At 68.1% G+C, this 23,565-nt stretch carries 20 protein-coding genes; 18 read left to right on the top strand and 2 right to left on the bottom strand.

Annotated features, from left to right (window positions below; translation table 11 throughout):
* Window positions 1–2 precede the first annotated feature (2 nt).
* A complete protein-coding gene (locus tag KEG57_RS08665; RefSeq protein ID WP_272417593.1) occupies window positions 3–1,334 on the top strand; it encodes an MYXO-CTERM sorting domain-containing protein in 1,332 nt (443 codons plus the stop codon).
* 3 nt (window positions 1,335–1,337) lie between these two features.
* Here KEG57_RS08665 and bioA read toward each other — a convergent pair whose 3' ends face one another.
* Together bioA and KEG57_RS55515 are read right to left on the bottom strand one after the other, a co-directional pair.
* Window positions 1,338–2,675 (bottom strand): adenosylmethionine--8-amino-7-oxononanoate transaminase, encoded by a 1,338-nt coding sequence (bioA, locus tag KEG57_RS08660; RefSeq protein WP_272417592.1) that lies wholly within the window; start codon window positions 2,673–2,675, stop codon window positions 1,338–1,340.
* The gene (locus KEG57_RS55515) at window positions 2,672–4,246 is read right to left on the bottom strand and encodes a sensor histidine kinase (protein ID WP_272417591.1); all 1,575 of its coding nucleotides are present in this window, start codon (window positions 4,244–4,246) and stop codon (window positions 2,672–2,674) included. Before KEG57_RS55515 ends, bioA begins: the two co-directional genes overlap by 4 nt.
* A 386-nt stretch (window positions 4,247–4,632) precedes the next feature.
* On the opposite strand from KEG57_RS55515, the gene KEG57_RS08650 reads away from it, so the two are divergent.
* From KEG57_RS08650 to KEG57_RS08570, 17 genes are all read left to right on the top strand, one after another.
* Window positions 4,633–7,530 (top strand): vWA domain-containing protein, encoded by a 2,898-nt coding sequence (locus KEG57_RS08650; protein ID WP_272458362.1) that lies wholly within the window; start codon window positions 4,633–4,635, stop codon window positions 7,528–7,530.
* The gene (locus KEG57_RS08645) at window positions 7,512–8,687 is read left to right on the top strand and encodes a pre-peptidase C-terminal domain-containing protein (protein ID WP_272458361.1); all 1,176 of its coding nucleotides are present in this window, start codon (window positions 7,512–7,514) and stop codon (window positions 8,685–8,687) included. The genes KEG57_RS08650 and KEG57_RS08645 overlap by 19 nt, the downstream gene beginning before the upstream one ends.
* Window positions 8,688–8,723: 36 nt before the next feature.
* The gene (locus KEG57_RS08640; protein WP_272417588.1) at window positions 8,724–9,113 is read left to right on the top strand and encodes a (2Fe-2S) ferredoxin domain-containing protein; all 390 of its coding nucleotides are present in this window, start codon (window positions 8,724–8,726) and stop codon (window positions 9,111–9,113) included.
* Window positions 9,110–9,553, top strand: coding sequence for a hypothetical protein (locus KEG57_RS08635; protein ID WP_272458360.1), 444 nt, complete (start codon window positions 9,110–9,112; stop codon window positions 9,551–9,553). The genes KEG57_RS08640 and KEG57_RS08635 overlap by 4 nt, the downstream gene beginning before the upstream one ends.
* Before the next feature lie 30 nt (window positions 9,554–9,583).
* Window positions 9,584–10,144 carry an isochorismatase family protein gene (locus KEG57_RS08630; RefSeq protein WP_272417586.1) on the top strand — a complete coding sequence of 187 codons (561 nt, stop codon included), beginning with the start codon at window positions 9,584–9,586 and terminating at the stop codon, window positions 10,142–10,144.
* 134 nt (window positions 10,145–10,278) lie between these two features.
* Window positions 10,279–11,682: a sigma-54-dependent transcriptional regulator gene (locus KEG57_RS08625; protein ID WP_272417585.1), complete on the top strand. Its 1,404-nt coding sequence runs from the start codon at window positions 10,279–10,281 to the stop codon at window positions 11,680–11,682.
* A 181-nt stretch (window positions 11,683–11,863) separates the two neighbouring features.
* Window positions 11,864–12,832 (top strand): type II secretion system protein GspC, encoded by a 969-nt coding sequence (gene gspC, locus KEG57_RS08620; protein ID WP_272417584.1) that lies wholly within the window; start codon window positions 11,864–11,866, stop codon window positions 12,830–12,832.
* A 50-nt stretch (window positions 12,833–12,882) separates the two neighbouring features.
* Window positions 12,883–13,185, top strand: a complete 303-nt coding sequence (locus tag KEG57_RS08615) for a hypothetical protein (protein WP_272458359.1) — start codon at window positions 12,883–12,885, stop codon at window positions 13,183–13,185.
* A gap of 39 nt (window positions 13,186–13,224) precedes the next feature.
* Window positions 13,225–15,879: a type II secretion system secretin GspD gene (gene gspD, locus KEG57_RS08610; protein ID WP_272417582.1), complete on the top strand. Its 2,655-nt coding sequence runs from the start codon at window positions 13,225–13,227 to the stop codon at window positions 15,877–15,879.
* A gap of 2 nt (window positions 15,880–15,881) precedes the next feature.
* The gene (gspE, locus tag KEG57_RS08605; protein WP_272417581.1) at window positions 15,882–17,666 is read left to right on the top strand and encodes a type II secretion system ATPase GspE; all 1,785 of its coding nucleotides are present in this window, start codon (window positions 15,882–15,884) and stop codon (window positions 17,664–17,666) included.
* 13 nt (window positions 17,667–17,679) lie between these two features.
* On the top strand, window positions 17,680–18,906 hold the full coding sequence (gene gspF / locus KEG57_RS08600) for a type II secretion system inner membrane protein GspF (RefSeq protein WP_272417580.1): 1,227 nt from the start codon (window positions 17,680–17,682) through the stop codon (window positions 18,904–18,906).
* Window positions 18,907–18,921: 15 nt separating this feature from the next.
* Entirely contained in the window at window positions 18,922–19,335 is a 414-nt protein-coding gene (locus KEG57_RS55510) for a type II secretion system protein GspG (RefSeq protein WP_272417579.1), read from the top strand.
* Between the two features lie 7 nt (window positions 19,336–19,342).
* Complete coding sequence (locus KEG57_RS08590) at window positions 19,343–19,777, top strand: type II secretion system protein (RefSeq protein ID WP_272417578.1); 435 nt, start codon at window positions 19,343–19,345, stop codon at window positions 19,775–19,777.
* Between the two features lie 11 nt (window positions 19,778–19,788).
* A complete protein-coding gene (locus KEG57_RS08585) occupies window positions 19,789–20,541 on the top strand; it encodes a pilus assembly FimT family protein (protein WP_372518157.1) in 753 nt (250 codons plus the stop codon).
* A gap of 20 nt (window positions 20,542–20,561) precedes the next feature.
* Window positions 20,562–21,407 (top strand): type IV pilus modification PilV family protein, encoded by an 846-nt coding sequence (locus tag KEG57_RS08580; protein ID WP_272417576.1) that lies wholly within the window; start codon window positions 20,562–20,564, stop codon window positions 21,405–21,407.
* A complete protein-coding gene (locus KEG57_RS08575; RefSeq protein ID WP_272417575.1) occupies window positions 21,404–22,105 on the top strand; it encodes a type II secretion system protein GspJ in 702 nt (233 codons plus the stop codon). The genes KEG57_RS08580 and KEG57_RS08575 overlap by 4 nt, the downstream gene beginning before the upstream one ends.
* Window positions 22,106–22,108: 3 nt before the next feature.
* The gene (locus KEG57_RS08570; RefSeq protein ID WP_272417574.1) at window positions 22,109–23,557 is read left to right on the top strand and encodes a type II secretion system minor pseudopilin; all 1,449 of its coding nucleotides are present in this window, start codon (window positions 22,109–22,111) and stop codon (window positions 23,555–23,557) included.
* Window positions 23,558–23,565 lie beyond the last annotated feature (8 nt).

The raw sequence follows: 23,565 nt of genomic DNA, 5'->3' as shown, positions 1-23,565 counted from the left end.
CCATGCGCTTGCTACCCTTCGCCGCGGCGATCGCGGCCCTCTCGCTCCTCGTGCCCGCCGAATCCCACGCGAACGGGCGCTTCCCCATCGCCGACCAGCTCGTCGTCGATCCCAAGGATCCTTCGCACATCGTCCTCCGCACCACGTACGGCGTCCTCGAGAGCTCCGACGCGGGCGGCACCTGGTCGTGGATCTGCGAGGGCGCGGTCGGCTACGGCGGCACCCAGGATCCGGCCATCGGCGTGCTCGGCGACGGAACGATCCTCGCCGGCGTCTTCGAAGGCCTCAGCGTGAGCCACGATCGCGGCTGTTCCTGGGGCTTCGTCCAGGATCCCTTGAAAGACGAGTACGTCATCGACGTCTCCGTCCACCGCGACGACCCCTCGCGCGGCGTCGCCATCACCTCCACCGGCAAGGGCACCGACGGCTTCCACGTGATCCTCGCCGAGACCGCCGACAACGGCGCCACCTGGACGCAGGCCGGCACGCCGATCCTGAGCGATTTCATCGCCCTCACGGTCGACGTCGCGCCCTCGAAGCCCGAACGCATCTACGCGAGTGGCATCGTGGGCAAATCCTTCGCGCCCGCGATCGAGCGCTCCGACGATCGTGGCGCCACGTGGACGCGCACCTACCTCGACGCCTCCTTCGCGAGCGGCGTCCCCTTCCTCGCCGCGATCGACCCGCAAAACCCCGACCGCGTTTACCTGCGCCTGAGCGCCGATCCCGTCGACAAGCTCCTCGTCAGCGAAGACGCGGGCGCGAGCTTCACCGAGGTCTTCACGGCCGCGGACGATCTGCTCGGCTTCGCCCTCTCACCCGACGGCACGCGCGTCGCGGTCGGCGGCCCCAAGGACGGCGTCCAGATCGCGAACGCGGCCGATCTCGCGTTCCAGAAGGTCAGCGACATCTACACGCGTTGCCTCACGTGGACGACCGCGGGCATCTATGCGTGCGGCAACCAGTTCGACGACGGCTTCACGGTCGGCTTCTCGAAGGACGAGGGCAAGACGTTCGAGAACCTCTACAACCTGCCCGACATCTGCCCGCTCGCATGCGGCGAGGGGGCGACGACGCCGGCCGCGTGCCTGATGACCTGGCCCGGCATCGCGGCGACGCTCGCGATCGATCCGTGCGCGTGTGACGGCAGCGGAGCCGTCACCTGCGGCGGCGGCGACGGCGGCGTGCCGCGCGAGCTCGAACCGGCGGGCGGATGTGATTGCGGCCTCGGAAGCGCGTCGAGTGCATCCGGCGCGGCCGTCGTGGCTGGGCTCGGTGCGCTCGTGCTTCGCTTGCGTCGCCGCAGGGCTCGCTTGGGGAGAGAGCGCGCGTAACGGCTACCGCAGCACCGCCCGCACGCTTTCCTCGACGATCCCAAGCAACGTCTCGAGCTCGTCGTCCGCGATCGTGAGCGGCGGCGCCACGTACACCACGTCGCCGAGCGGCCGTAGATACGCCCCGCGCCGCCGCGCCTCCGCGAACACCCGCCATCCGAGCCCGCCGAGGTAACTCGCGCCCTTCGACAGATCGAGCGCCCCGATCATCCCGAGCGATCGCGCCCGCGAAACCCCCGGGATCGCGCCCATCGCCGCGAACGCCTTCGTGATCCGCGCGGCCTTCGGCTGGGCCTTCGCGAGGATCTCCTCCTCGCGGAAGATCGCGAGCACCTCGCGCGCGATGGCCGCGCCGAGCGGGTTTCCGCAGAACGAGTGCCCGTAATAAAAGGCTCGGGTTGGCGCGCCGAGGAACGCGTCGAAGACCCGCGGCGACGCGAGCGTCGCCGCCATCGGGAACATGCCGCCGGAAAACCCCTTCGCGAGGCACATCAGATCGGGCGTGATCCCGGCGTGCTCGCACGCCCACATCGGCCCCGTGCGCCCGTAGCCCGTGAACACCTCGTCGATCACGAGCAGTACGTCGTACCGATCGCAGAGCGCACGCGCATGCCGCAGGTACGCCGCGTCGTACATCCGCATCCCCGTCGCGCCTTGCACGAGCGGCTCCAGCACCACCGCCGCGATCGTGTCGCTGCCCTCCGCGAGCAGCTTCTCGAGCGCTTCGAAGGCCCGCGCATAGCCTGCATCTGCCGGCGTATCTCCCTCGGGCGGCGGCACGTGGATGCACTCCATGAGCACGCCTGCGAAGGGCTTGCGAAACACCTCCACGCCCCCGAGGCTCGTCGCGCCGATCGTCTCGCCGTGGAACGCGCCGTCGAGCGCCACGAACCTCCGCCGCTCGGGCCGCCCTTCGTTGTGCCACATCTGCAGCGCGAGCTTCAGCGCGACCTCCACCGCCGTCGAGCCGTCGTCGCTGTAGAACACTTTTCCGAGCCCCGGCGGCGCGATCGCCACGATCTCCTCGCCGAGCACCGCCGCGCCCTCGTGCGTCACACCCGCGAGCGACACGTGGCAGAGCTTCTCGGCCTGACGCGCGAGCGCCGCCACGAGCCGCGGGTGGTTGTGCCCCAGCGTCGCGACCCACCAGCTCGAGTTCGCGTCGAGGTAGCTCCGCCCATCCACGTCGAAGAACCGCGCGCCCGAAGCCCGCTCGACGACCAGCGGATCCACCTCGTCGATGTACCGCTGCATCGGCGTGTACGGGTGCCACACGTACCGCTTGTCCGCGCGCACGATCTCCGCGCGCCGCTGGGCCCTTTGATCTACGCCTCTCGTCACGCTTTCCTCCCGGCGAACGCGCGCCGGACTTCCACCGGCATCGGCGGAAGCGAGCTCGTCCGGTTGATCTCTGGCGGCACCGATCTCCGCCCCGGCATGGGCTCGCCCTGCTGTGGCAAGAAGATCCGCACCTCCGTCCCCGCGCCCACGTCGCTCTGGATCGACAGCCGCCCGCCGTGCGCGTCCACGATCCGCGCCACGATCGCGAGGCCGAGCCCCGTCCCCGCCGCGCGCGTCGTGAAGAACGGATCGAGCGCGCGATCTCGCACCGACGTGTCCATCCCCTCGCCCGTGTCCGCGATGCGCACCTCGACCCCGCTCGCGCCGCTCTCCGCGTGCGGCACGAGCGTCACCGTCAAGGAGCCGCCACCCGGCATCGCTTGCAGCGCGTTCGTCACGATGTTCTCGAACACCTGCCGGAGCAGCATCGGATCCGCCTGGATCCGCTCGAGCGGCTCGGGCTCCACGAGCGTCACCTTCACGCTCGTCTGGTTCTGCGACAGCGCGAGCGCGCGCTCCACGATCTCGCGCGGCGACACGGGCTGACGCTCGCAGCGCACCGGCCGCGCGTACCGCAAGAGATCCCCCACGAGCCGGTTCAACCGCGACGCCTCCTCGTCGAGGATCCCGAGCAGCGTCTGCCGATCGTCCTCGCCGAGCCCTTCACGCCGGAGCGTCGCCACCGCGGTCGTGATGATCGCCAAAGGATTGCGCACCTCGTGCGCGATCACCGCCGACAGCTCTCCCACGGCCGCGAGCTGCTCCTTGCGCACGAGCTCCGCTTGCGCCGCGCGCAGCTCCTCGTAGGCCCGCGCGATCTCCGCCGACCGCTGCTTCAGCTCCGACGCGCGCTCCTCCAGCCTTTGCCGCAGCGACACGTACCGCGACAGGAGCGACATCACGACGCCCATCACGAACGCCGCGTATCCATACGGGCTCGTGAGCGGCTTGCCTTGCCGGAGCACGGCGTAGAACCCGTCGTAGCCCGTGCTCACGACGAGCGCGAGCGCGCCCCACAAGGACGGGAGCAGATCCGTTCGCCCGCGCAGCGCGCTCCGCACGAACACCAGCGCCGCGAAGATCGCCGTCGCGAACGAGCCGATCGACAGCACGGCCGCGAGCGGATGCGCCGGCGTCGTGACCTCCACGACCGAGAGCCCGAGCAGTGTCACCGGCGCTTCGGCCACGGTGTCGAACTGCCGCACGTGCAAGACCACGCTCGCGCCCCCGAGCAGCACCGCCGCGCCGTAGATCGCGAAGAGCACGCGTGGCGTGAGCCGCATCTGCGAGAGCTGCGCGACCACGTGCGCGAGCACCGCCGCCGCGAGCATGCGCCCCACGTCCGACGCGAGCAGCGCGCCCCGCACGAAGGCCGCGTCTCGCATCACGTGCAGCGCCGCCACGCCTGCCGTGTGCACCGACAGCGTGAGGCAGAGGAACCCGAACAGGACGAAGTCGACCTCGCGCCCGCGGATCCGCTCCTTCCGCCGCGCGACGAAGCAGAACGTGGCGATCGCGACGTACGCGACCACCCACGCGCTCAAGAATCCGGCGATGGAGTGGGCGTGCACGGTCCTTGGAGCTTTCCCCGATCCTGCGAGCGAGGGCCATCGGGAACCGGCCGCATCCTCGGGCCGGGAAGGGCCTGCGCCCGGGCCGAGCATGCGCGTGGACCCGGGCCTCGACAAGCCCGTTTTTCGCGGCGCGCGCCCCTCTACCCTACCCGCGCCCGAGGCCCCGTACGCCGGTTGTGAAACGGTTGCGGCCTGCGCAACTTTTTCCCCGGTAGACGCCGTTACCAGGCTCCTCGATTGCGAAGCCACCCACGCGCATTCCGCCTCCGCGCCTGGCCCTTCGTGTGGACGCGGCCTGACCGTTCGGGGCACGTTGCTTGCTTCTTTCGCCCCGGATCCTGCAGTCTTGCTTGTTGCGAAGGATCCACCGGAGGTTTCGACCCATGGCGCGTGCGTCGGGCAGATCGACAGGGACGCTCGAAAAGAACGGCTCGTCCGGCGCGGGATCCCGCGTGGCTCTCCGATCGACCTTCGCCCTCGTGATGCTCGTCCTCGCGCCTCTGGGCGTGGTCTTCGCCGCGTGCTCGGCCGAGGGGCCGCTCGGGGCGCGGCCCGGCGAGGGAGGTAGCGGCGGCAGCGGCGGCGGCGGCGGGACTGGCGCCGGGACGAGCACGGGACCCTGCGTGGATGGTCAGGTACGCGAGTGCCACGTCACGATCGGCGAGCAAAACGGGATCCTCACCTGCCTCGACGGCACGCAGACGTGCGTCGAAGGCACGTGGGCCCCCTGCGCCGACGGCACCATCTCCTCGCGCATCGCGCCGCCGAAGGGGAAGATCCGCGAGACCTCCGCGCGCCCCGACGACGACGGCCAAGGCGGCATCATCATCCTGAGCCACGTCTCGGGCCCGTGCGTCAACAACCCCTGCGATCCCTCGTGCCAGGTCTTCGACGAGCAGCCCGACGCCGGCCTCACGCCCGAGGCCGGGGGCAGCGTCTACAACTGGCAAAACGGCGACCTCAGCGACTTTCCGAACGGCCTCGTGAACAAGGGCCTGAAGGAGCCGTGCGCGCAGGCGAGCGACTGCCAGTTCAACATGCAGTGCGAGAGCCCGACCTCGAACACGTGCTCGCACCACAAGTGCAGTGTCGGCGAAGGGCTCTACCCCGAGTGTGATCCGTGCGTGAAGACGATCTGCACGGCGGATCCGACCTGCTGCCTCATCCCGTACAGCGGCACCTGCGCGCACGACCCGTGCGTCACGGGCGTCGGCCTGAAGAAGACCTGCAGCACCTGTGTGAACACGGTCTGCACGGCCAACCCGACCTGCTGCACCGGCACGTGGACGCAGGCTTGCGTGGACGCCTTCGCCACCGCTTGCCCGAAGAGCTGCGCCGGGGTGCAGGGGAGCTGGACGCCGAGCTGCGTCGACAAGGTCTACAGCCTCTGCGGCGCCGACTGCAAAACCGACCCGCCCTGCGCGCACGACAAGTGCTACTCGGGCGCCGCGCTGAACGCCGCTTGTGACGCGTGCGTCGCCACGATCTGCCAGGCGAGTCCGTCCTGCTGCACGACGAAGTGGGACAACCTCTGCGTCGACAAGGTCAAGACGCTCTGCAACGAGAGCTGCCCCGTGAAGGGCGCGTGCACGCCGTGGCTGCCCGGCGAGACCGACCCGAAATGCCCAGGGATCGACCTCTCCGTCGGCGTTCCGTGCAACGGCGTCGTGCCCGTCTGCAACCACGGACAAACCCAGGCGCCTGCGGGCATCCGCCTCGTCCACTTCCCGGCGAACTCGCAGCAGTACCCGAAGTGCGCGCCCGATCAGACGCACGCCGGCATGATGGAGTGCCTCACACAGCAGCCCATCCCGCCCGGCCAGTGCATCAACGTCGACGCGAACGCCTGCGGCATCGGCAACGGCAACCGCGAGATCATGATCAACCCGCCGAAGAAGACGGCGGCAAACCCTTACGTCACCGAGTGCTTCTGCGAGAACAACTGGTCGCTCGCGAGCGGCGGCAACGCCTGCGAGCCGCCTGATTGCTCCTCCGTCACGAGCCGGACGATCCGCCCCGTGAACATGTTCGTCCAGTTCGACCGCTCCGGCTCGATGACCACGAACGATCGCTGGGGCAAGACCACGGGCGCGCTGAAGGCGTTCTTCTCGGACCCCGCGTCCGCCGGCATCGGCGTCGCGCTGCGCTTCTGGGAGCACTACAAGCCCGTCACCGGCTGCGACGACACGAACTGCAGCATCGACGCGTGCGCGGTCCCGCTCGTCCCGCTCGCCAAGCTCACGACCGCGTCTGCGCCCACCGACACGCAAGAGCAGAAGCTCCTCAACGAGATCAACAACACCCTGCCCGCCGCCGACACGCCGCTCCTGCCCGCGCTCGCCGGCGCCGAGAAGTGGGCCAAGGCCTACCAGCAGGCGAACCCGAACCAGCAGACCGTCGTCGTGTTCGTCACCGACGGCTATCCGAACTCCTGCGGCACCGACTCGAACACGATCGCGGGCTACGCCGAGGACGCGTTCGTCAACGCCGGCGTGCTCACGTACGCGATCGGCATCCAGGACGCGAACGTCGCCTTGATGAACCTCATCGCGCAGAAGGGCGGCACGGCCAACGCGTTCTTCGTCACCGATCAGGGCGACGCGCAGCAGCAGATGCTCTCCGCGCTCCTCGAAATCAAAGGCGACGTCGTCGCGTGCGAGTTCGACCTGCCGAACGCGGGCCTCTTCGATCCGACGGACGCGACGGTCACGTTCATGCCCACGTCGGGCAACGCCGTGGCCTTCGCCAAGGTCGCGAGCCAGGCCGCGTGCGGGAACGGCTGGTACTACGACAACGCCCAGAACCCGACGAAGATCTTCCTCTGCCCGAACACGTGCCAGACCGTGCTGAACTCGGCCGGCGCCACGATCGACGTCGAGCTCGGCTGCCCGGGCGCGTACACCGCGCAGACGTTCACGCACGTCTACCAGGCCACCTGCCCCACGGGCACCAAGGTGCAGTGGGGCTACCTCGCCTACGACAGCGTCACGCCCGGCGACTCGAACCTCCTCTTCGCCGCGCGCACCGCGGACACCGCGGCCGCGCTCTCGGGCGCGTTCACCACGCTCGCGACGGCCAAGTCTTCGCCCGTCGACACGCAGCTCTGCACGATGGCCGGCCCCTCGCCTTGCCCGGTCGACGTGTACACGAAGCTCGGTTTGCCCGGCGCGCGACAGTCGTTCCTCGAGTTCTCCGTCACCTTCAACCCGACCGCCAACAAGGGCGCCGCGCCGACCCTCAACGGCTGGGAGATCACCTACTCGTGCGTCGACAGCGAATGACCTCGCCGATCTGGTCCCTCGCCGCGCTCTTCGGCCTCGCGCTCGTCGCGTGCGGCGAGGACAAGCTCCCGCCGCGCCCAACCACCAGCTCGTCGAGCTCCGGCAGCGGAGGACAAGGCGGCGCGGGTGGACAAGGCGGCGCGGGCGGTGTGGGTGGACAAGGCGGCACGGGCGGCATGGGCGGGCAAGGCGGCACGGGCGGCAGCCCTCCGGATCCCGTCTGCGGCGACGGCAACTTGAACCCCGAGATCGGCGAAGAGTGCGACGACGGAAACCCCGGCGGCGCCGATCTCTGCGACGCGAACTGCAAGCTCGTCACGAGCGAGACCGAGCCGAACGACACGCCCGCGCAGGCGAACGCGTGGAGCTCGCCGTGGGGCGCCGAGATCGCGCCCGCCGGCGACGTCGACGTCTTCTCGTTTGATCTGCCCGCGGCCGCGAGCCTCGTCGTCGAGACCCGCGATCCGGGCGACGGCGCATGCGCCGCGTCGAAGCTCGACACCTTCGTCGAGATCCTCGGCGCGAACGGCGCCACCGTCCTCGCGAGCGACGACGACGCGGGCGAGGGCTACTGCTCGCGCGCCACGCTCTCGCTCGTCGATCCGGGCCTGTACTACGCGCGCGTCACGGCCGCGCCCGACGTCTCGAGCTCCACGTTCCACTACCGCCTCGTGATCGACGCCATCACCAACACCTGCGGCGACGGCGTGCGCACGCCCGGCGAGCAGTGCGACGACGGCGGCACCACCGCGGGTGATGGATGCAGCCCGACCTGCAAGCTCGAGATCCACGAGACCGAGCCGAACGACACGATCTCCCAGGCGAACACCTACGCGAGCGGCTGGCAGGCGATCCTCTCGCCCGTCATGGACGCCGACTACGTCTCCGTCCAGGTCGCGGCGAGTGGCTCCGTGATCACCGCGCAGACGGGCGACGCGGGCCTCGGCGGCTGCGTGATGAGCACGCTCGACACGATCCTCACGATCTTCGACGCCACCGGCAAAGAGCTCGTCATGAACGACGACGCCTTCGGCTACTGCTCGCTCGCCAAGGCGGAGAACGTCGCGGCTGGCACGTACTACGTGCGCGTCACGGCGGGCGGCCGCGCCTCGGATCCGAGCTACTACGGCCTCTCCGTCTCTGTCACGACCCCCTGACTTGACCGCCGGAAGCCCCGGCGTAAGGCTCGCGTCGTGCCTCAGCGCAAGCGTTACCTCTTCGTCTGCGTGAACCGCCGCCCCGACGGCACTCCCAAGGGCTCGTGCGCGCAGCGCGGCGCCGTCGAGATCCACGCCGCCCTCAAGTCCGAGCTCCAGGCGCGTGGCCTCGCGAAGACCGAGGTGCGCGCCTGCACGTCGAGTTGCCTCGACGTCTGCTGGGCCGGCCCGGCGATCGCCGTCGAGCCCGACGGCTACTTCTACGGCCGCGTCACGATGGAGGACGTCCCCGCGATCGCCGAGGCCTTCGCGAACGGCACCCGCGTTGAGCGACTCGTTTTGCCCTCCAACGATTTCGACGAAAAGACCTCCGCTCCCCCGCTCCCCGTCCCGCAGCCCAAGCCCGTGGAGGGCGGCGAGCCGTGAGTGGCTTCGAGTTCCGCGAGACGATGGCGGGCAGCTACCACCGCGTGGACGAGCCTCACAAAGAGCGACCTCTCGCGTTCACGATCCGCGCCAAGAGCGCCCCGCTCCTCCGTTTCCTCCGCCGCCCCGAAGTCGAGATCGAGGGCGCGATCGACGCCCCGGGCCTCGCGGATCACCGCTACCTCCGCGGCACCCTCGGCATGGACCTCCTGCGCACGGGCACGCTCCCCTACGCGTTCCACTTCCGGGGCGACGACGACAAACCGTACGTCTTCGAAGGCCAGAAAGACGTCTCCGCGCGGGAGCTCGTCGAATCGATGACCGTGCTCCCCGGCGCCATCAAGAACGAGGAAGGCGCCATCGTCGCTCGCGCGCTCCTGCGCTTCGACGCCCGCAGCGACCTCGTCAAATTCTTGAAGAGCTTCCGGCTCTCTCGTTGACTGCTCTCATTCTCCGTTGGAGGACAAACGATGCGACGGCTCGATCCCAAGGCGAGCGTGGTGCTCGTCGTCGACGTGCAGGACAAACTCGCCGCGGCGATGCCCGAGGACCGCATGAAGGACCTCGTCCGCGCCGCCACCGTGCTCCTCGAAGCCGCGGACGTGCTCGGCGCGCGCGTGCTCGCCACCGAGCAGTACCCCGCGGGCCTCGGCCGCACGATCGCGCCGATCGGCGACAAGCTCCGCGACCTCGGCGCGCCCGTCGTCGAGAAGATCGACTTTTCCGCGTGTGACGATCGTGGCTTCGAGCGCGTGTGGGCCTCCATCGGCGCGCCGCGCAACGCGATCGTCCTCGGCATGGAGACGCATGTCTGCGTCATGCAGACCGTGCGCGAGCTCGCCACGCGTGGCACCAACGTGCACGTCGTCGCCGACGGCGTCGCCTCGCGCCGCGACGATCACCGCGCCATCGGCCTCGATCTCTGCCGCGCGGCCGGCGCCACGATCACCACGATGGAAACCGTCGTCTTCGACTGGCTCGGACGCGCCGGGACGGACTCGTTCAAAAAGCTCTCGAAGTTGATTCGCTGACACCCTGACAGCGGGACAACCTGGCAGCGGCGCATCCCGTCTATTTTCGTGATCCCAACCACCTCGCCTTTGCCAAGTTGACGAACCGTCAGACAACGTGGACACCGTGCCTCACGGCGTGACATGTTGTCGGCATGGTTGACGAGCTGTCAGGATCTTCGACGCCCGCGCCTCCCGAGGCGAAGGCGGGGGCCGACGCGCCCACCGTGCTCGTGGTGGACGACGAGCCCAGTAACCTTGCTTCCATCGAGAAGATTTTCCAGCGCGACGGCATGCGCGTCCTCACCGCATCGTCGGCCCGCGCCGCGCTCGACCTCCTCCGCGGACACCGTGTCGAGGTCGTCCTCACCGACCTCATGATGCCCGGCACCAGCGGCATCGAGCTCCTCCGCGCGATCAAGCAGCTCGCCCCCGACACCGAGGTCGTCCTCATGACGGCGTACGGCACCGTCGAAACGGCCGTCCAGGCCATGCGCGAGGGCGCCTACGACTTCGTCGAAAAGCCCCTCAAGCGGATGACGATCATCAAAAGCGTCCGCAAAGCCGCGGAACGCCGCTCCCTCGTCGCCGAAAACCGCTCCCTCCGCCAGGAGCTCAAGCTCCTCACGAAACGCGAGATCATCGGCTCGAGCCCTGCGCTTCGCCGCGTCCTCGACGTCGCGACGCAGGCCGCGCCGTCCTCCGCGACCGTGCTCGTCCTCGGCGAAAGTGGCACCGGCAAGGAGCTCGTCGCTCGTTACATCCACGATCACAGCGCGCGCCGCCACGGGCCTTTCGTCGCGGTCAACTGCTCCGCGATCCCCGAAACCATCCTCGAAGCCGAGCTTTTTGGCCACGAGCGCGGTGCCTTCACCGGCGCTTTCGCGCGCCGCGAGGGACGATTTGCCAAAGCGGCGGGCGGCACCCTCTTCCTCGACGAGATCGGTGAGCTCAGCCCTTCCGTTCAGGTCAAGCTCCTGCGCGTCCTGCAGGAAAACGAATACGAGCCCATCGGCGGCGATACCGTCCGCGCCGACGTTCGAATCGTCGCCGCCACCAACAAGGACCTCCGCGCCGAGATCGCAGCCGGCCGCTTCCGCGAGGACCTTTTTTATCGTCTGAACGTCATCGCCATCACCGTCCCTCCGCTCCGGGCGCGCCGCGAGGACATCCCCCTGCTCGTCGACCATTTTCTCGGCGTCTACTGCGCGAAGAACAATCGCGGCCGCCTCGAAGCCCCGCGCGAGGTCATCGCGCGCCTGCTCGACTACTCGTTCCCCGGCAACGTCCGCGAGCTGGAAAACGTGATCGAGCGCGCCGCCGTCCTCTGCCGCGGCGAGAAATTGTCCGTCGAGGACCTACCCGAGTCGATCCGCGAGAGCCTCGCCGCCGCCCCCGAGACGATCACGTTCTCGGTCGGAACCCCGCTCGACGAGGTCGAACGCCGGCTCATCCGGGAGACCCTCCGCTACGCCCATGGCGACAAATCCGTCGCCGCCCAGCTCCTCGGGATCTCCACCCGCACGATCTATCGCAAGCTCGGAGAGATCGAAGGTTGATCACCGGGAAGACCGGCGCTACCCCGGCGCTTGAAAATCCGATTGTCACTTTGGCAATCCTCGCCGCCCCCACCCTCCCCCCTTCGCCACGTTGTCGATCGTGGCCTTCCCGCGCGAAAAAAGGCGCGGGAAGCGCTAAGGTCGGGGCTGGCACGTCTCTCGCTAGTACGGAGCTGGGCTCATGGGACTCGACGCGATCCTGAAGCGCTACTTTCCCGCGGTCATCTGCCTTTTGATCGCCTCCGCCGCCTATCTCCAGGCGTCCGGAATGGGCGAGCTCGTCGCCGGCAGCGTGCTGCTCGATCCGTCGTCGATGCCACCGCCGCCGCCGCCGCCCAAGAGTGGCGCGTCACACAGCAGTTCCGGACAGGAGCGCACCGTCAACGCCGGGCCGATCCTGAGCCGCAACCCGTTCGACTCCGTCACGGGCCCTCTCGACGGCAAGCCCCTCGATCTCCCGAGCGCCCCCGAGGCGCCGGCGCCCGATAACAGCGATCCCTACAACGATCCCGTCTGCGACATCGGCAAGGTCCTTTTGATCACGCAATCGGAGGATCCGGATTGGTCGTTCGCGGCCATTGCGGGCTCGGACGGCAAAGCGCAGCTCCGCCGGCGCGGCGACGACGTCTCGGGCCACCAGATCTTCTGGATCGGCTGGGATCGCGTGTGGCTCACGAGCGGCAGCTCGCGGTGCCAGATGCAGGTCCACGGCGAGCCGCCGAAGAAGCTCGCGTCCGCCTCGCCTGCGCCGAGCACGGAGGCGCCGAAGCCGAAGGGCAAAGGAAAGGCTGTTCCGAAGGAGATCGCGGACAAGATTCACAAGGTCAGCGAAAATCAATTCGACGTCGAGCGTTCGGTCGTCGACCAGATCCTGGAGAACCAGGCGGAGCTCATGCGGTCGGCGCGCATCGTACCCGAAAAGGAGGGCGACAAGGTCGTCGGGATCCGGCTCTTCGGCGTGCGCCCGGAATCGCTGCTCGGTACACTCGGCCTCGAGAATGGCGACCGCCTCCAGTCCATCAATGGCTTCGAGATGAGCGACCCGCAAAAAGCGCTCGAGGCATACGCGAGGCTCCGCACCGCGGACAAGCTCCAGGTGAGCGTCAACCGCCGCGGCAAGCCGATGACGATCGATTTCAACATCAAGTGACCGGGACGAACGGTTCCGCGACGAACGGCATCGAGACGGGAGACCGAGGGATGGCCAAGCTCAAGCTGCCTGCATTCAACGAGGGGAGCCTGCTCCAGCGAACGCTGCTCTATGTGGGCACGTTCGTCGTGGGCTCGATCGGCTTCGTCGCCCTTGCTAGCCTGCTCGTCGTCGCGATCGCGAAATCGGTTTTGCCCGCCCGGGGCGAATCCAGCGAGGCGAGCGAGTCGAGCTCGGACAAACCGGCCGAGATCGCGGCGGCGACGCCGGGCAAACCGAGCAGCAAGATCCCGCGCCCGAAGCGGAACAAACCGGCCGCCCCGGCCGAGGCGCCCGCTGAAGCCACGCCCTGAAGTCTTCCGTAGCGAATGACCGAATCGAATTCGAGGATCATGAACACGCCTTACAGAAACTCCCGCCTGGGAAGGTTTGGCTTCGGTTTCGCGGCGCTGCTCTGCGCCTCCGCACCCGCGATCGCGTCCGCGCAGAATGGTCCGCCGCGCGGCGCCCCCGTCCTCAAGACGCCCGGTGCGCGCCCGCAGCTCGCCCCGACGCCCGGCGCGCCCGCGGCGGCCGCTCCGGCAGCGCCCGGCGGCGCCGGGGCCGGCCCGAATACGGGCAATCCTCCTGGCTTCCCGCCCGGCCCGCCGCCGCGCGCTGCGGCGCCGTTTGGCCCCGCGCCCGTCGTCGGCGAGGATCCCATGGCCGGCGTCAAGCAGGGCCCGAAGGAAATCGATTTCAAGCCGCGTAATGGCAACTTCATGGTCTCCTTCAATCTGGAGGAGGCCGACCTCAACGAGCTCGTCAAGGCCATCAGCAACATCACCGGCCGGCGCTTCATTTACGGCGGCAAGCTCCGCCAGATCAAAGCCACGGTGTATTCGCCGGACAAGGTCACGGTCCAGGAGGCGTACAGCGCGTTCCTCTCGATTCTCGAGACGAACGGCCTCACTGTCATTCCGCACGGCCGTTTCCTCAAGATCGTCGAGACCCCCGGCGTCGTCTCGCAGACGACCCCCATTTACGGCGCCGGCACCGCGGTCCCCGCCGAGGATCGCTTCATCACCCGCATGTATCGCGTCGCCAGCGTCGATCCGAACGAGGCGGCGAACGTCCTCGGGAAGTTCAAATCGAAGGAGGGCGACATCACGGTCCACCCGTCCGGCAACCTGATCATCATGACGGACACGGGCTCGAACGTGCAGCGCATGATCCGCATCCTCGAGGATATCGACGTCGGCGGCGCGGGCGATCAGATCTGGTTCGAGCCGATCCATTATGCCGGGGCGAACGATGTCGCCATGAAATTGAACGAGATCCTCGATCTCAAGCCCGGCGCGGGCGGCAAGGGCGGCGCCCGAGGCGGCGCGGGCGGCGGCGCGGGTGGCGGCGGCGCGCGCATTCTCGCCGACGACCGCACGAATTCGCTCGTCATCACGGCGAACCAGCCCGATTACATGCGCCTTCTCGAGCTCATCAAGCGCATGGACGTCCCGCAATCCGGCGAGGGGCAAATGCACGTATTGCCCCTCCAGCACGCTGGTTGCAAGGACCTCTCGGGCACACTGAACCAGCTCCTCGGCGGCGCGGCGGGCGCCGGCGGCGGCGCGACCGGCAGTCGCCGCGGCGCGCAGGCTGCCCCGCCCGTCCCCGGCTCGACGGAGGACATTTTCGAGGGCCAGGTCAAGATCACGTGTGACGAGGGCTCGAACAAGCTCGTCGTCACCTCCTCGCTCCGCGATTACGCCGCGCTCCGCAGCGTCATCGACGAGCTCGATCAGCCGCGCCGCCAGGTCTTCATCGAGGCCGTCATCATGGACCTGAACGTCGACCGCAAGAACGACACCGGCGTCCGCTGGCACATGGGCGCGCCCGTGCCCTCGCCCGTCGACATCGACGGCGCGAGCGGCGACGGCATCGTTTACGGCGGCAATGCCCCGCTCACCTCCGCGCTCGCGCCGCAATCGGTCGCGAGCCAGCTCGGCGCCTTCGCGCTCGGCGTCCGCGGCCCGACCATCGCGGAGTCGGCAAACCTCCTCGGCACGGGCATTTCGATCCCCGCGTTCGGCGTCATCATGCACGCGATGGCGACGGACAACGATTCGAACGTCCTCGCCACGCCGCACATCCTCGCGACCGACAACATCCCGGCCACGATCGAGATTGGCCAGAACGTCCCGCTCCAGACCAACATCGGCGGCGGGCTCGGCAGCATGCTCGGCGCGGCGGGCGGCGCGGGCGGGGCCGCGGGCGGCCTCGGCGGCCTCGGCCTCCTCGGCGGCCTCGGCGGCGGCTTCGCGGCGCCTCGCCAGGACGTCGGTACGAAGATCGAGGTCACGCCGCACGTCAATGACTCCGATCAAGTGCGGCTCGAGATCACGGAGGGTATCTCGGAGCTCGGCCCGCCGGCCGGCGGCGACCTCGGGGCGGTCACGATCATCAAGCGCAATGCGAAGACCACGCTCGTCGTCCGCGACCAGCAGACCGTGGTGATCGGCGGCCTCATGCGTGACGCCGTCACCAACAAGCGCACGAAGATCCCCATCCTGGGCGACATCCCCGTCCTCGGCGCGCTCTTCCGCACCACGGAGAAGACCACGTCGAAGACGAACCTCCTGCTCGTCTTGACCCCGTACATCATCCGGGATCAGGACGACCTCCGGGCGATCTTCGAGCGCAAGATGCAGGAGCGGCAGGAGTTCCTCGACCGATATTTCGTCTTCGGCGACTCCGGCTGGGAGCCCCCGAAGGACTATGCGCGCGCCAATGGCCTCGTCGAGGACATCCGGCAATCGCAGATCAAGATGGCGGAGCGGGCGCGGCTCGAGGAAGAGTCCAAACCCAAGGGCGCGCGCACGCATGAGCCCGGACAACCCATTGCGGTGCCGAGCATCGCCATCCGCGGCGGCGGGGACGACGGCGGCGGCGGCGCCGTGCAGACCGCGACGCCGCCCCCGGCGGCGGGCGGCGGCGGTGCCGCTGCGCCCACCCCGCGCCGCCGCCCGGCCGGCGCGGCTACGCCGAGGCCCGTGGAGCGCGTGGAATGAGCATGAACCAGGTTGCCCGAGAAGAATACGTCGGCGAGATCCTGGTCCGCCACGGCGTGGTCGACGCGCAGAAGCTCGCGCCGCTCTTCGAGACCGTACGCGAGCGCGGCCAGTCCCTCACGGAGCTCATCGTCTCCTCGAACATCGCGGGCGAGGACAAGATCGCGCGCGCGCTCGCGACCGAGATGGGCCTCGATTTCATGCCGAAGATCGACGTCGATCAGGTCAAATTCGACGTCGCCTCGCGCCTGCCCATCACGTATGCGAAGCAGCGCTTCATCCTGCCCATCTTCGAGGACGACACCTCCGTGCACGCGGTCGTCGCCGATCCGCTCGATACGCTGGCGGTCGACGACGTCCGCGCGATCTTCGCGAAGCCCGTGGAGATCTCGGTCGCGACGCGCAATCACGTCCACGAGGCGATCAACCGCATCTGGGAGAAGCGCGACGCGGGCCAATCGAACCTCGAGGGCGACAAGCACGAGGAAGAAGACAACCTCGTCGACATCATCGACTCGGACGACGACGCGCCGATCATCGCCTGGGTGAACAGCCTCTTCGCGCAGGCCGTCCGCGAGCGCGCGAGCGATATCCACATCGAGCCCGAGGAGCGCGACGTCGTCGTGCGGTATCGCATCGACGGCGAGCTCTACGTGGCGCGTCGCGCCTCGAAGCAGTTCATGGCGCCGATCATCGCCCGCGTGAAGATCATGGCGAGCCTCAACATCGCCGAGAAGCGCCTCCCGCAGGACGGGCGCATCACGCTGAAGATCGCGGGCAAGAGCGTCGACATCCGCGTCTCCACGGTCCCCACGAGCCGCGGCTTCGAGCGCATCGTCATGCGCCTCTTGCACAAGACGAGCATCCTCCTCGGCCTCGACGATCTCGGCTTCGCCCCGCGCGAATACGGGATCATGGATCACCTCATCAATCGGCCCGACGGCATCATCCTCGTCACGGGCCCGACCGGCAGCGGCAAGACGACGACGCTTTATGCGTGCCTGAACCGCATCAACGATCCGAGCCGCAACATCCTCACGGCCGAGGATCCGGTCGAGTACGAGATCGGCGGCATTCACCAGGTCCACGTCCACCCCTCGATCGGCCTCACGTTCGCGAGCGCGCTCCGCGCATTCTTGCGCCAGGATCCGGACGTCATCATGGTCGGCGAGATCCGCGACAAGGAGACCGCCGAGATCGCGATTCACGCCTCGCTCACGGGTCACCTCGTGCTCTCGACGCTCCACACGAACGACTCGGCCGCGGCCGTCACGCGCCTCGTCGAGATGGAGATCGAGCCGTTCCTCGTGCGCTCCAGCGTCATCGGCATCCTCGCGCAGCGCCTCGTGCGCATGCTTTGCCAGCAATGCAAGGTCCCGTATCAGCCGACGGCCTACGAGCTCAAGCAGCTCGGCCTCGACCCGGAGCGCCTCGCCTGGAAGGCGAAGCGCATCCCGTCGCAGCGGTATTCGGTACACGGGCTCGAATACGAATACGTCGGGCAGAAAATGGGCAGCTCGCCGGTTTTCTTCAAGCCGGGCGGCTGCGACGCCTGCTTGCAGAAGGGATTCGTGGGGAGGCGCGGGATCTACGAGCTGCTCGTCATCGACGACGCGATCGGCCCGCTCATCCTCAAGAACGCCGACGCGCAGACGGTCAAGCGCGTCGCGATCTCGCAGGGAATGGACACCATGCGCGACGACGGCGCGCGCAAGGTCCTCAGGGGTATGACGACGGTCGAGGAAGTGCTCGCCGCGACCCAAGAAGACATCATCGTGGACGAATAGGGAGGAGCGGGCCGTGGCCGTCTTCGAATACAAAGGCATCCTCGTCGCCACCGGAAAGCCGGTGAAGGGCGTGCGCGACGCGGAGAACGCGAAGGCGCTCCGCGTCCTCCTGCGCAAGGACGGCATCCTTCTCACGACGGCCGCGGAGGAGAAGGCCGCCGCGGCGAAGACCAAGAAATCGATCAACCTCCTCGCCTTCACGCAGCGCCCGTCAACGAACGACGTCGCCGTCGTCACGCGCCAGCTCGCGACCCTGCTCAAGGCTGGCATTCCGCTCTTCGAATCGCTGACGGCCCTCATCGATCAGGTCGAGAAAGAGTCGCTCAAGCGCGCGCTCACGCAGGTCCGCGAGCAGATCCGCGAGGGTACGAGCTTCGCCAAGGCGCTCGAACAGCACCCCTCGATCTTCCCGCCGCTCTACGTGAACATGGTCCGCGCCGGCGAGGCGTCGGGCATGCTCCAGCAGGTCCTCGAGCGCGTCACCGCGTTCCTCGAGTCCCAGGCGAAGCTCACATCGAAGGTCAGCTCGGCGATGGCTTATCCCATCCTGATGGCGATCCTCGGCGTCTCGCTCGTCTCGGTGCTCATGGTCGCGGTCGTGCCGAACGTGACCTCGATCTTCGCCTCGATGGATCAGGCATTGCCCTGGTACACGGCGACGCTCATCGGCACGTCCGACTTTTTGAGCAACTACTGGTGGCTCGTCCTCGGCCTGCTCGCGGGCGGCATCTGGGGCTTCCGGCGCTGGAAGCGCACGCCGGCCGGCCGGCTGAAATGGCACGGCTTTTTGCTCAAGGCGCCCATCGTCGGCAAACTCGTGCAGATGATCGCGATCGCGCGCTTCTCGCGCACGCTCGCCACGCTGCTCAGCGCCGGCGTCGCGCTGCTCGGCGCGATGGACATCGTCAAGAACGTCCTCGGCAACGCCGTCCTCGAGAAGGTCATCGCCGACGCGATCAGCTCGATCCGTGAGGGCCAGAGCATCGCCGAGCCCTTGAAGCGCAGCGGCCAGTTCCCGCCGATCGTGACGCACATGATCACGATCGGCGAGAAGAGCGGTCAGCTCGAAGAGATGCTGGAGAACGTTTCGACCGCGTACGATCTGGAGGTCGAGACTCGCGTGACCGTGCTGACGAGCCTGCTCGAACCCCTCATGATCGTGTTCATGGGCGGCGCGGTCGGGTTCATCGCGTTCTCGATCCTCATGCCGCTCATCCAGATGTCGAGTTTTGCAGGCTAACGGGGGAATCGGGGCGTGGCGCGGCGCAGGCAGAGAGAGACGACGATCTGGTTCCCGTGGGAGCGGGGCGGCGGAATTTTGCGCGGCCGCGGCATGGCGCGGGCGAAGCTCGTCGCGCTCGCGCTCGGGATGGCCACGCTCCTGCTCCTCCTCGGCGCGCGTGAGCGCCGCAAGACCGGCGTACGCTCCACGATGGCCACGATCGGCGTCGTCCGGGCGGGCCTCGATGCGTATCGGGCGGATCACGAGCGAAAGTGCCCCGCGTCGCTCGATGCGCTAAAAGCCGAGGGGTATATCGGGATCGACCCCATCGACGCGTGGGGCAGGCCGCTCCGGCTGGTTTGCCCTGGTCAGAAGGACCCGGAGGGGTACGATCTCACGAGCGACGGGCCGGATGGTGAAATCGGCGGTCTCGACCGCGTGGAGTGAACGGACCATGAAGGTGAAAGCGAATCGAATCCGGAAGATGAAGCGTGCGGCGTCGCGGGGCGTGACGCTGGTCGAGGTCCTGATCGTGCTCGCGATCATGGCGATCATCGCGGGCGGCGCGACGGCGCTCGTGTTCCCGCGGTACAAGGAGAGCCAGATCCGCGGCGCGGTGCTTAGCGCGGGCGTCATCAAGACCGCGGCGCAGCAGTACATGCACCTCGACAGCGCGAGCGGCGGCTGTCCGACGATCAAGGAGCTCGTCGAGGGCAAGCACATCGACGCGAAGAAGACGGACGACCCGTGGGGCACGCCGTTCAAGATTCAATGCGACGGCGACGAGATCACGGTGATCTCGGCGGGCCGCGATCGCAAAGAAAACTCGCCCGACGACGTCAAGGACGACTTCAAAGACGCCGACATCAAGCGCGTCGCGGCGCTCTGACGAGGACTCGAATGATGCCGCGCGCCTCCGCCCCTCTCGCGACATGCCACGCCTCCGCGCGATCGCGCGGCCGGCGTGGCATGACCCTGGTGGAGGTCCTGATCACCCTGGCCATCATGACCCTCGTCACGGGGACGGCGGTGGTCGGGCTCGGGACGCTCAAGCGCGCGCGGCTCAGGCAATCGTCGGTGATGATCGCCAGCGCGGTGCGGATCGCCTATGGGCACGCGAATGCGATCGGAAAACCCGTGCGGCTCGTCTTCGATTTCGAGCAGCGGATGGTGATCCTCGAGGAGGGCGGCGGCCAGCTCTCGGTCGACAAGAAAGACAAGACGGGTGGTGCCGCGGCCGCCACGGACATCGAGCAGAAGGCGATGGAAGAGGCCGAGAAGATCGTGAAGGGGCCTCGCGCGCCGCGGCCCTCGTTCACGCCCACGAAGGCCTTCGGATTCGAGCCGCAGGGCGGAAAGCCAGGCAAGGACCTCGCCGACGGCGTGCGATTCCTCTCGGTCGACACCTCGCATCAAGAGGGGCCGATCGAGGAGGATCGCGCGTATCTTTATTTCTGGCCCGGGGGGCAGACGGAGCGGGCGGCGATCCAGGTCGTGCTCGGCAATCCGGCAGAAGCGGATCCGGAGCGCGACATCATGACGGTGCTCGTCTCGCCGCTGACGGGCAAGACCGCGCTCCAGAAGGGGCGCGTCGAAATGCAGAGGCCGCGCGACGAATCCGAGGAATCGGAAGCCAGCGATTCCGGTTTCTGAGGGGTTCGGGGAGGTTCGATATGAAACGGAGAGGATTCACGCTGCTCGAGGTCATGGTCGCCGTCGCGATCCTGGGCCTCGGTCTGACCGCGATCCTCTCGGCGCAGGCGGGCGCATTCTCCGCCTCGTCCCACGCGCGGAACCTGAGCGTCGCCACCTCCCTCGCCCGCTGCAAGATGGGCGAAATCGAGGAGACGCTTTTCCGCGAAGGGTTCCAGGAGCTCGAGGTGATCGAGAGCGGCCCTTGCTGCGAGGGCGACGAGACGCCGAACCTCAAGTGCTCGTGGAAGATCGAAAAGCCGCAGTTCCCCGAGCCGAAGCTCGGCGAAATGGAGCTCGACACCGGCCTCGATCTTTCGTCGCCGCAAAATGGCGGCGCGAATCCCTCGGGCGCCTCGGGCGCCGCGGGCGGGCTCGGCGCCATGGGAGGCCTGCTCGGCCTCGCCGGCGGCGCGACGCCTCCGGCCACGGGCGACCTTGCGGGCGGCGGACTCGGCGACGTCGCGGGCGCGCTCGGCGGCGCCACGGGCGCGGATGCGCTCGGCGGCATGCTCCAGCTCGTCGGCACGTTCGTGTATCCTGCGCTCAAGGCGATTTTCGAGATGAACACCCGCCGCGTCACGCTCACGGTCACGTGGACCGAGGGCACCCGCGAGCATTCGTTCGACGTCGTGCAATGGGTGACGAACCCGAAGCCGACGCTCGTCACGAACGACCAGCTCGACGCCGTCGACGCCCTGATGAACCCCACGGGCGGCAGCAATTCCACGGGCGGCGGCAATCTCACGGGCGGCGGCCCCACGGGCGGCGGTAACAATCCGTTCGGCGGCCGTCCCACGTTCCCGGGAGGAGGCATGGGCCGATGAAGTCGCGTCGTCGTGCTTCGATTCGTGGCCTCACGCTCCTCGAGGCGATGGTCTCGATTGGCGTCCTCGCCCTCATTGGCTCGCTCATTTATGGCGCGTTCGACGGCATGTCCCGCTCGCGCAAGGGCATCTCGGGGATGAACGACCGCTACCACCAGGGCCGCGCCGCCATGCAACGCATGGCGCGCGAGATCCAGGCGGCGTTCGTCTCGAAGCACGGCGATTACACGAACAGCTCCACGATGATCTCGCAGCAGGTCCGCAAGACCGGGTTCATCGGCCAGGACGAGGGCACGTTCGATCGCCTCGATTTCACCTCCTTTGCGCACCGCCGCCTCGCCCGCGACGCGCACGAGTCCGATCAATGCGAGATCGGCTATTTCGGCGCGCGGAACGAGGCCGGCACGATGGATCTCGTCCGGCGCGAGGACAAATACCTCGACATGGAGCCGCAAAAGGGCGGCGTCGTGAACGTCCTCGTCGAGGACGTGCAGAGCTTCGACATCCAGTATTTCGACGACACCATCTCCGAATGGGTCGACACCTGGGACACGACGCAGGTCACCGGCCAGCCGTGGCGTCTTCCCCAGCAGGTCCTCATCACGCTCGTGCTGAATGGCGGCCCCGGCGGCAAGCCGATCGTCCTCCGCTCGCGCGTCTCCCCCGCGATGCAGCTCGCCCTCGATTTCGCGAACTGAGCCATGAACGAGCCGATCCGCGAAAAAGAGGCCAAGAGGCTCCGCAGGCGCAAACGAGAGCGCCGCGGCGTCGCATTGCTCATGGTGCTCGGCGCGATCACCGTGCTCACGGTGTTTCTCACCGAATTGCAGCAGGAGACGACCTCCGAGCTCGCGTCGGCGCTCGCGGATCGGGACGCGCTCAAGGCCGAATACCTGGCGAAGAGCGCCGTGAATCTGTCGCGCTTGCTGATTGCCTCCGAGCCGACGATCCGCACGAGCGTCCCTCTGCCCTTGCCGTTCAAGCAGCTCCCCGTCTGGGAGTTCACCGATATCGCGCTCGGCCCCTTCAACGACGAAACCGGCATGGCCACGTTCGGGGGGATGCTCGGCGTCGACACCTCGCAGAGCAAGGGCCTCGGCCTCACGGGCGGCTCGTTCACGGTGAAGATCGTCGACGAGGATTCGAAGATCAACGTCAACCGGGCCGCGCCGATCCAGGACATCGATCTCGAACGATTGCTCGTCAGCCACATGCAGGGCCCGCAATACGCGCCGATGTTCGAGGGCATGGACCCCGACGGCCAGTTTTCGACGATGCAGACGATCTGCGGCGCGATGACCGACTGGGCCGATCAGGACGAGGTCCTCTCGACCTGCTATGTCGGCTCGCAAGCCCAAGGAGCCACGGGCGCCGAGGACAACTTTTACCAGACGATCGGCCTCGAATATCGCCGCAAGAACGCCGCGTACGACTCGCTCGAGGAGCTGCGCCTCATCCGCGGCGTCGGCGACGACTTCTGGGCGACGTTCGTCGAGCCGAACCCGGACGATCCGAAATCACGCACGCTCACGGTCTGGGGCCAGAAAGCGGTCAACGTGAACACCGCGAACCCGCAGACCCTGCTCGCGGCGGCTTGCTCCGTCTGCTCGGGCGGCGCGGGCGCGACGCAATCGAACGCGTCGCAGGGCATTCCCCTTTGCACCGACCCGAACATCCAGGCACAGTTCCTCGGCCTCCTCGGCGTCCTCAAGACGTTCCCGATCCCCATTTTCTCGAAGCCGGCCGATTTCCCCAATCTCCTCAAATCGGGCACCGTCCCCGGGCCGCTCGGCGCGATGCTCGGGCCGATGCTCACGCCGCTGCTCGCGCAGGCAGGCCTGCCGTGCGGGCTCAACGCGGGCGCGAACAAGCAATTCACCGTCACGAGCAAGGTCTTCAGCATTTACGCCGAGGGCGTGGTTCCCGGCCGCAAGCGCACGACGCGCGTGCGCGTCCACGCCGTCGTGGACACGCGCGGCGTCAATCCGCTCACGGGCGGCACGCAAACCGGGTCGACGACGGGGCAGAACCCGCAGGGCGGGACCCCCACGGGTTCCACGTCCGGCAGCTCGGGCACGGGGATCGTCGATCCGATGCAAGCGCTCGCCACGAACCCGCTCGGCAAGATCGTCTATTATCGTATCGAATAGTTTCCTCG

The sequence above is a fragment of the Polyangium jinanense genome (assembly GCF_028435365.1).
The sequence above is the reverse complement of the archived record's forward strand: the minus strand, read 5'-3'. Positions and strand labels throughout refer to the sequence as shown.

Coding starts and splice junctions, on each gene's coding strand:
- KEG57_RS08665 (WP_272417593.1), top strand. CDS start 3: ATGCGCTTGCTACCCTTCGCCGCGGCGATCGCGGCCCTCTCGCTCCTC.
- KEG57_RS08650 (WP_272458362.1), top strand. CDS start 4,633: ATGGCGCGTGCGTCGGGCAGATCGACAGGGACGCTCGAAAAGAACGGC.
- KEG57_RS08630 (WP_272417586.1), top strand. CDS start 9,584: ATGCGACGGCTCGATCCCAAGGCGAGCGTGGTGCTCGTCGTCGACGTG.
- KEG57_RS08625 (WP_272417585.1), top strand. CDS start 10,279: ATGGTTGACGAGCTGTCAGGATCTTCGACGCCCGCGCCTCCCGAGGCG.
- gspC (WP_272417584.1), top strand. CDS start 11,864: ATGGGACTCGACGCGATCCTGAAGCGCTACTTTCCCGCGGTCATCTGC.
- KEG57_RS08615 (WP_272458359.1), top strand. CDS start 12,883: ATGGCCAAGCTCAAGCTGCCTGCATTCAACGAGGGGAGCCTGCTCCAG.
- gspD (WP_272417582.1), top strand. CDS start 13,225: ATGAACACGCCTTACAGAAACTCCCGCCTGGGAAGGTTTGGCTTCGGT.
- gspE (WP_272417581.1), top strand. CDS start 15,882: ATGAACCAGGTTGCCCGAGAAGAATACGTCGGCGAGATCCTGGTCCGC.
- KEG57_RS08590 (WP_272417578.1), top strand. CDS start 19,343: ATGAAGGTGAAAGCGAATCGAATCCGGAAGATGAAGCGTGCGGCGTCG.
- KEG57_RS08585 (WP_372518157.1), top strand. CDS start 19,789: ATGATGCCGCGCGCCTCCGCCCCTCTCGCGACATGCCACGCCTCCGCG.
- KEG57_RS08580 (WP_272417576.1), top strand. CDS start 20,562: ATGAAACGGAGAGGATTCACGCTGCTCGAGGTCATGGTCGCCGTCGCG.
- KEG57_RS08575 (WP_272417575.1), top strand. CDS start 21,404: ATGAAGTCGCGTCGTCGTGCTTCGATTCGTGGCCTCACGCTCCTCGAG.
- KEG57_RS08570 (WP_272417574.1), top strand. CDS start 22,109: ATGAACGAGCCGATCCGCGAAAAAGAGGCCAAGAGGCTCCGCAGGCGC.